6 protein-coding genes and 1 pseudogene are annotated in these 7957 nt (G+C 72.9%); 6 read left to right on the top strand and 1 reads right to left on the bottom strand.

Annotated elements, in window-relative coordinates; all coding sequences use genetic code 11:
• Window positions 1-141: 141 nt before the first annotated feature.
• Window positions 142-1392 (top strand): annotated as a pseudogene (locus AOK18_RS35535) (hypothetical protein); the annotation flags it as partial.
• Between the two features lie 129 nt (window positions 1393-1521).
• Window positions 1522-2358, top strand: coding sequence for a tetratricopeptide repeat protein (locus AOK18_RS33550; RefSeq protein WP_055575166.1), 837 nt, complete (start codon window positions 1522-1524; stop codon window positions 2356-2358).
• Window positions 2359-2454: 96 nt separating this feature from the next.
• On the opposite strand, the gene AOK18_RS07125 is transcribed toward AOK18_RS33550, so the two are convergent.
• Entirely contained in the window at window positions 2455-3747 is a 1293-nt protein-coding gene (locus AOK18_RS07125; RefSeq protein ID WP_055693766.1) for a DUF1015 domain-containing protein, read from the bottom strand.
• A gap of 71 nt (window positions 3748-3818) precedes the next feature.
• On the opposite strand from AOK18_RS07125, the gene AOK18_RS07120 reads away from it, so the two are divergent.
• From AOK18_RS07120 to AOK18_RS07105, 4 genes are all read left to right on the top strand, one after another.
• Window positions 3819-4850, top strand: a complete 1032-nt coding sequence (locus tag AOK18_RS07120; protein ID WP_055693765.1) for an HAD-IIA family hydrolase — start codon at window positions 3819-3821, stop codon at window positions 4848-4850.
• Between the two features lie 128 nt (window positions 4851-4978).
• Complete coding sequence (locus tag AOK18_RS07115; protein ID WP_055693764.1) at window positions 4979-6025, top strand: FecCD family ABC transporter permease; 1047 nt, start codon at window positions 4979-4981, stop codon at window positions 6023-6025.
• On the top strand, window positions 6022-7059 hold the full coding sequence (locus AOK18_RS07110; protein WP_055573286.1) for a FecCD family ABC transporter permease: 1038 nt from the start codon (window positions 6022-6024) through the stop codon (window positions 7057-7059). Before AOK18_RS07115 ends, AOK18_RS07110 begins: the two co-directional genes overlap by 4 nt.
• Window positions 7056-7957, top strand: a 902-nt coding sequence (locus tag AOK18_RS07105; protein WP_240503093.1) for an ABC transporter ATP-binding protein, incomplete at its 3' end; no start/stop codon positions are given. The genes AOK18_RS07110 and AOK18_RS07105, both read left to right, overlap by 4 nt.

Here is a 7957-nt window from a genome sequence, read left to right as displayed (position 1 = left end):
GTAGGACGCCGCCGAACAATCTTTGGAAGGACCCCTGGTCACCAGCGTTCAGCTGGGGCCAGGGGTCCTTTTTTATTTTCTGGAGCGCGTCGGACGTCCGGCTGCGCGAGCATTTTGCAGTACCGAAGACAGGAGTCACCGATGTCCACCAACTCTCCCGACGACCGACCGGAGCGCGACCAGCGCCGACGGGACAGTGGTGACCGTTCGGACCGGGGCGGCCAGCGGAGCGCCGGCCCGCGTCGACCCAGTGACCGCGACCGCGGATTCCGCAGGGACGATCGGCGCGATGACCGAGGTGCCGGCAGGCCGGAGCGAGGCGGTTTCCACGGGCGGGACGACAACCGTGGCGACAGCCGTGGTGGGTTCCGCCGCGACGACAACCGCGGAGACAGCCGCGGAGGTGACCGGGGCGGATACCGCGGCCGGACTGACGACCGGCGTGACGGTGGACACGAGCGTTCCGGCTTCCGGCGTGAGGACGACCGGGGATACGGCCGACGTGACGACCGTCGGGATGATCGGCGCAGTGACGACCGCGGTGAGCGGGGCGGTTTCCGCCGCGATGACAACCGTGGCGGTGGCGACCGTGGTGGCTTCCGCCGTGACGACAACCGTGGCGGTGGCGACCGGGGCGGTTTCCGCCGTGACGACAACCGGGGCGACAGCCGGGGTGGTTTCCGGCGTGACGACAATCGCGGGGACACCCGTGGTGGTGACCGGGGCGGTTACCGCGGCCGGGATGACAACCGTGGTGACCGGGGCGACTTCCGTGGGCGTGATGATCGCGGCGACCGTGGTGGCTTCCGGCGCGACGACAACCGCGGCGGTGGCGACCGTGGTGGCGACCGGGGCGGATACCGCGGGCGCGACGACAGCCGTGGTGGCTTCCGGCGTGAGGACGACCGGGGATACGGCCGACGTGACGACCGTCGGGATGATCGGCGCAGTGACGACCGCGGTGAGCGGGGCGGTTTCCGCCGCGATGACAACCGTGGCGGTGGCGACCGGGGCGGTTTCCGCCGTGACGACAACCGGGGCGACAGCCGGGGTGGTTTCCGGCGTGACGACAATCGCGGGGACACCCGTGGTGGTGACCGGGGCGGTTACCGCGGCCGGGACGACAACCGTGGTGACCGGGGCGACTTCCGTGGGCGTGATGATCGCGGCGACCGTGGTGGCTTCCGGCGCGACGACAACCGCGGTGGTGGTGACCGGGGCGGTTTCCGCCGCGATGACAACCGCGGTGGTGGCGAGCGCGGAGGCTTCCGGCGTGACGACAGTCGCGGCGGGGAGCGGGGCGGCTTCCGAGACCGCGACGACAGCCGGGGCGGATACCGCGGGCGTGACGACAGCCGGGGCGGTTTCCGGCGCGACGACAGCCGTGGCGGCGAGCGCGGCGGCTTCCGCGGGCGGGATGACCGGGGCGGGCGTTCCGGTGGGTTCCGCGATCGTGACGACCGGCACGGTGGCGGCCGGTTCCGCGAGGAGCGGGACCGGGACCGGGAGCCCATCAAGCGGCTGCCGATCCCCGAGGACGTCACGGGCGAGGAGATCGACAAGGACGTCCGGCAGGAGCTGCAGAGCCTGCCCAAGACACTCGCGGAGGACGTCGCCAAGAACCTGGTGATGGTCGCCCGGCTGATCGACGAGGACCCCGAGGGCGCGTACGGCTACTCCAGGGTGGCGCTGCGGCTGGCCTCGCGCGTCGCCGCCGTACGGGAGGCCGCCGGCTTCGCCGCGTACGCCAACCAGAAGTACTCCGAGGCGCTGGCCGAGTTCCGGGCGGCGCGGAGGATGACCGGCACCACGGAGCTGTGGCCCCTCATGGCCGACTGCGAACGCGGGCTCGGGCGGCCGGAGAAGGCGCTGGACATGGCCGGCGCCCCCGAGGTGCAGAAGCTGGACAAGGCCGGACAGGTCGAGATGCGGCTCGTCGCGGCCGGCGCGCGGCGCGACATGGGGCAGCTGGACGCCGCCATCGTGACGCTCCAGAGCTCCGAGCTGGCGTCCCAGGCGGTACAGCCGTGGACCGCGCGGCTGCGGTACGCGTACGCCGACGCGCTTCTCGCCGCCGACCGGGCGGACGAGGCGCGGGAGTGGTTCGCGAAGGCCGTGGAGGCCGACCGGGACGGCAGCACCGACGCCTCGGACCGGCTGGCCGAGATGGACGGCGTGGAGTTCACGGACGCGCTCGACGCGCGGGAGGAGTCCGACACGCGGGACGAGCCCGACGCGGACGTCGAGACCGGTTCCGGCCCCTCGGCCGACGAGACCGGGGCCGAGGACGTGCACACGGGCCTGGACCCGGACAACGGTGACGCCGACAAGGACGAGACCGACGCCGACAAGGGCTGACGGCCCGCACACGGCACCCGGCGCCTGAGCGACCGGACACATGAGGGGCTCCCCGGTCACCGACCGGGGAGCCCCTCATGCGTCACCGGCGACGCGTCACGCGTCGAACGCGCGCAGCACCAGCCCCGAGGCCGGCTTGGGGCCGAAGGACGTCGACTTGCGGGGCATGGTGACGCCCTGGCGGGCGAGGTCGCGGACGACCTCCTCGCGGACCGGATGCATCAGCACCGCCGTACCGCCGTCGCGTTCCGCCTTCTCGACGGTCGCGGCCGTGTCGTGGATGTAGGCGATGTGGGCCGGGGAGTCCTCGGGGATGCGCCACACCCGGTCCAGGAGCGTGGAGTGCAGAACCGTCGCGTCCAGGGTCCGCCAGGCTTCCGGGCGGTCGGCGGGGACCGTGCGGGCCAGCAGCTCCGGGTCCGGGCGGTCGACGAGGTGGAAGGCGCCGTCTCCGGCCAGGAGGAAGGCGTTGCCCGCACCCGCCGCCCCGGCCAGTACCTCCATGGCCTCCGGCAGCGCGGCGTCGACGCGACGGACCCGGAACAGGCCGTGGAGGGCGGCCAGCGCGTCCGCGACGGGCAGGCCGTGCAGCAGGCGGTGGATGGCGCGGACGCGCAGCGGGTAGCGGTCCGTGTCGACGAGGAGCACCAGGCCGTGGTCCCAGGGGCTGGGGGAGGGGTGCTGCGCGCGCAGGCGGCGGTAGGTCGCCCAGCGGTGGTGGCCGTCGGCGATGAGCGCCTGCTGGCCGGCCAGGTCGGTCCGGACGGTGGCCAGGTCCTCGGGGCCGGTGAGGGCCCACAGCCGGTGGCGGAAGCCGTCCTCCGTGGTGGTCGCCAGGACGGGAGGAGTCCTGGCCGTGCGCTCGATCAGATCGGCGGTGGCGGTCGCCGACCCGCCGCCGGGATAGGTCAGCAGCAGGGGTTCGAGGTTCGCCGAGGTGGCCAGCATCAGGGCCGCGCGGTCGGCGACGACGTGCGGCATGACGTCCTCGTGCGGCAGGACCAGCCGCTCGCCGGGGTCCGAGACCCGCAGGGCGCCGATGATCCCGCGCTGCAGCAGGCCGTCGCCGTCACACTGCTCGTAGACGTAGAGGGCGGGCTCGGGGTCCGTGGTCAGGACGCCCTCGGCCCGCCAGCGGTCCAGGGTCTCGGCGGCCTGGGCGTTGCGGGCCCCGGGGGTGTCGGCCTCGGGGAGGATCAGCCGGACGATGTTGTACGGGTCGGCGGACTGCAGGTGATGCAGACCGTCCGGGCGGACGACGACGTCGTACGGCGGGGATGTCACGGCGGCCAGGCTGCCGACCCGGTCGGGGTCGTAGCGAAGGCCTCGGAACGGGGTGAGTTCCAGGCCTCGGCGCACCTTCGCTTCCGAGTGACCTGCAGTCTTCATCCAGGCATCGTACGGGTGCCGGTGACATGGGGGATGATCGGGGAAACCCGTCGAACGAGGAGCGATGCACCATGAGCCGAAGCGTCAGGACGAAGCCCGAGGGCAGTGGGCAGGCCCTGAGCGAGGCGTACGACACGGCGCTGCTCGACCTCGACGGTGTGGTGTACGCGGGTGGGAAGGCGATCGTCCACGCGGTCGAGTCACTGGCCACGGCCAGGGCCGGGGGCATGCACCTGGCGTACGTGACGAACAACGCCCTGCGCACGCCGGACACCGTCGCCGCGCACCTGACGGAGCTGGGGATACCGACGGAGGCCGGCGATGTGATCACCTCGGCGCAGGCGGTCGCACGGCTGGTGAGCGAGCAGGTGCCGCCGGGGGCCAGGGTGCTGGTGATCGGGGGCGAGGGCCTGCGGGTGGCGCTGAGCGAGCGCGGGCTGACGCCCGTGGAGTCGGCGGACGACGACCCGGCGGCGGTGGTGCAGGGGTACGGCGGCCCCGACTTCCCCTGGGGGCGGTTCGCGGAGGCGAGCTACGCGATCGCGCGCGGGATTCCGTGGTTCGCCTCCAACACGGATCTGACGATCCCCAGCGGCCGGGGCATCGCGCCGGGCAACGGGGCGGCGGTGGAGGTCGTACGGATCGCGACGGGCGCCGAGCCGCAGGTGGCGGGCAAGCCGCTGCCGCCGATGCACCGGGAGACGATCCTGCGGACGGGAGCCCGGCGGCCGCTGGTGGTGGGCGACCGGCTGGACACGGACATCGAGGGCGCGTTCAACGGCGGTGTCGACTCCCTGCTGGTGCTCACGGGGGTGACCGACGGGGCGCAGCTGCTGGCGGCACCGCCGCGGCACCGGCCGACCTTCGTCGACGCCGACCTGCGCGGGATGCTCACCGGGCAGCCGGAGGTCGACGCGGCGGACGGCGGCGGGTTCCGGTGCGGTGGCTGGACGGCGACGGCGGCCGGTGAGCGTCTGGAGCTGGACGGGGAGGGCACGGCCGCGGACGGGCTGCGGGCGTTGTGCGCGGCGGCCTGGACGGCGGCGGGCGACGAGGGGTGCCGGCTGGACGGAGGCAAGGCGCTGGCGAGGCTGGGGCTGTGAGGGACCCCGGGACCCGCGTGCCCGAGAATCCGCGTGCCCGAGAATCCACCTCCCTGAGGATCCGCTGCCCGGGGATTCGGTGAATCAAGGAATCGTGATCGAATGGGAGGGTAGGCTAACCTAACTGCGTGTTGGTCGAGAGTCCCCCCGAACAGCGCGCGGACACCGCCCCCGCGCATCCGAGCCGCCGGGCGCCGGTCCGTGTCCTGGGTCTGCTCCTCTCCGCCGTGATCCTGGTCCTCGTCGCCCTGGCGAGCATCGCGATCGGGGCGAAGGACCTGTCCCTGCAACAGGTCTGGCACGGCCTGTTCGAGGATTCGGGCACCTACGGCGACGCCGTCGTCGCCGACCGGCTGGCACGGACCGTCCTCGGCGTGCTCGCCGGGACCGCGCTCGGCCTGGCGGGAGCGGTCCTGCAGGCGCTGACCCGCAACCCGCTGGCCGACCCGGGACTGCTCGGCATCAACGCGGGCGCGTCCGCCGCGGTCGTCACGGCCATCACCTTCTTCGGCGTCACCTCGCTGTCCGGCTACGTGTGGTTCGCGTTCTGCGGTGCGGCGGCGGTCGGGGCACTGGTGTGGTTCCTCGGCGGCAGCCGGGGCGCGACACCGGTACGCCTGGTGCTGGCCGGCACCGCGATCACCGCCGCGCTGTTCGGCTACCTCCAGGCGGTCATGATCCTGGACGAGGCCGCCCTGGGCCGGATGCGCTTCTGGACGGTCGGATCGCTGTCCTCGGCGAGCAGTTCGGTCATCCAGCAGGTGCTCCCCTTCCTGCTGACCGGCTTCGTCCTGGCGCTGCTGCTCGCCCGGCCGCTGAACGCCATGGCCATGGGCGACGACACCGCCAGGGCCCTCGGCGCCCACCTGAACCGCACCCGGGCAGTGGCCATGCTCGCCGCGACCCTGCTGTGCGGGGCCGCGACGGCCGCCTGCGGGCCGATCGTCTTCATCGGCTTGATGGTGCCGCACGTGGTGCGCTCGTTCACCGGACCCGACCTGCGCTGGATCCTGCCGTACACGGCCGTCCTGTCGCCCGTCCTGCTGCTCGGCGCCGATGTGACCGGCCGCGTCCTGGGCCGGCCCGCCGAGCTCCAGGTCGGCATCGTCACCGCGATCATCGGCGGTCCGGTCTTCATCTCTCTCGTACGACGGCGGAGGACGGCCCAGCTGTGAAGACCAACCGTGCCGTGCGCACCCCCGGCGGCCTCTCGATCCGGGTGGACGTGCGCGCCCTCGTCGTCGGCACCCTGCTGCTGCTCGTCGCGCTCACCGCGAGCGTGGTGCTGATCGGCACCGGCGACTTCCCGATACCGGCCGCCGACGTGGTCCGGACGCTGCTGGGCGAGGGCGATCCGGGGCAGGAGTTCATCGTCACCGAACTGCGGCTGCCCCGGGTCCTGGTGGGGCTCCTCGTCGGTGCCTCCCTCGGTCTGGCCGGCGCGCTGTTCCAGTCCGTCTCCCGCAACCCGCTGGGCAGCCCGGACATCCTCGGCCTGAGCCAGGGCGCCACGGCCGGTGCGCTCGCGGTGATCGTGCTGTTCTCCGGAACCGCCGGCCAGGTCGCCCTCGGTGCCCTGGCCGGCGGGCTGGCGACCGGGTTCGCCATCTACGTGCTCGCCTGGAAACGGGGGGTGCACGGATACCGGCTGGTCCTGGTCGGCATCGGCGTCTCGGCGATCGTCACCGCGGTCAACGGCTATCTGATCACCAAGTCGGACATCGTGGACGCGGCGCGCGCGATCGTCTGGATGACCGGTTCCCTGGAGGGCCGTGACTGGGACCAGGTCTGGCCCCTGCTCGCGCTGTGCGCCGTCCTCGTACCGCTGGTCCTCGCCCACTCCCGCGGGCTCAGGACGATGGAGATGGGCGACGACGTGTCGTACGCGCTCGGGGTGCGGGTGGAACGCGTACGGATGGTGCTGATGCTGTCCGCGGTCCTGCTCACCGCGTCGGCGACGGCGGCCTCCGGACCCATCGGTTTCGTCGCGCTCACCGCACCGCAACTCGCCCGGCGGCTGACCCGTGCCCCCGGGCCGAACCTGGTGCCGGCGATGTGCATGGGCGCCGCCCTGCTGGTGGGCTCCGACTGGATCTCGCAGCGGGTCTTCGGGGCCGGCCAGCTGCCCGTGGGCGTGGTCACCGGCGTGCTCGGCGGTGTCTACCTGCTGTGGCTCCTGGTCACCGAGCGCAGGGCGGGCCGGATATGAGGCGGCCCACCGATGGACCGACCGACGAACCGACCGACGGACCGGCCGACCGGCGGGCCGGCGGGCTGCACAGCCGAAGGAGCACCGTGAACCGACTGTCCGCCGAGGACGTCACCCTCGCCTACGACCAGCGTGTCATCGCCGAGCAGTTGTCGGTGGAGATACCGGACAACTCCTTCACCGTGATCGTCGGCCCGAACGCCTGCGGCAAGTCGACGCTCCTGCGGGCGCTGTCCCGGATGCTGAAGCCCAGCCGGGGACGGGTGCTGCTGGACGGTCAGGTCATCCAGTCGATGCCCGCCAAGAAGGTCGCCCGCACCCTCGGACTGCTGCCCCAGTCGTCGATCGCGCCCGACGGGATCACCGTCGCCGACCTGGTGGGGCGCGGCCGCTATCCGCACCAGGGCATCCTGCGCCAGTGGTCCACCGAGGACGAGCGGGTCGTCCGGGAGGCGATGGCCCGGACCGGCATCGCCGACCTCGGCGAACGCCACGTCGACGAACTCTCCGGCGGGCAGCGGCAGCGCGTGTGGATCGCCATGGCACTCGCCCAGGAGACCCCGCTGCTGCTCCTCGACGAGCCGACGACCTACCTGGACATCCAGCACCAGATCGACGTACTGGACCTGTGCGCGGAACTGCACGAGGAGCAGGGCCGCACCCTCGTCGCCGTCCTGCACGACCTCAACCACGCGGCCCGGTACGCCACCCACCTCATCGCGCTGCGCGACGGGAAGGTGATCGCCCAGGGCGCCCCGAAGGAGATCGTCACCGCCGGACTGATCGAGCGGGTCTTCGGCCTGAGCTGCCAGGTGATCGACGACCCCGAGACGGGCACGCCCCTGATCGTGCCGGCCGCGCGCAGGGCACGGACCGCGGTGAAGCGGGCCGCGGCCGG

Source organism: Streptomyces prasinopilosus (assembly GCF_001419695.1).
Taxonomy (GTDB): domain Bacteria; phylum Actinomycetota; class Actinomycetes; order Streptomycetales; family Streptomycetaceae; genus Streptomyces; species Streptomyces prasinopilosus.
The sequence above is the reverse complement of the archived record's forward strand: the minus strand, read 5'-3'. Positions and strand labels throughout refer to the sequence as shown.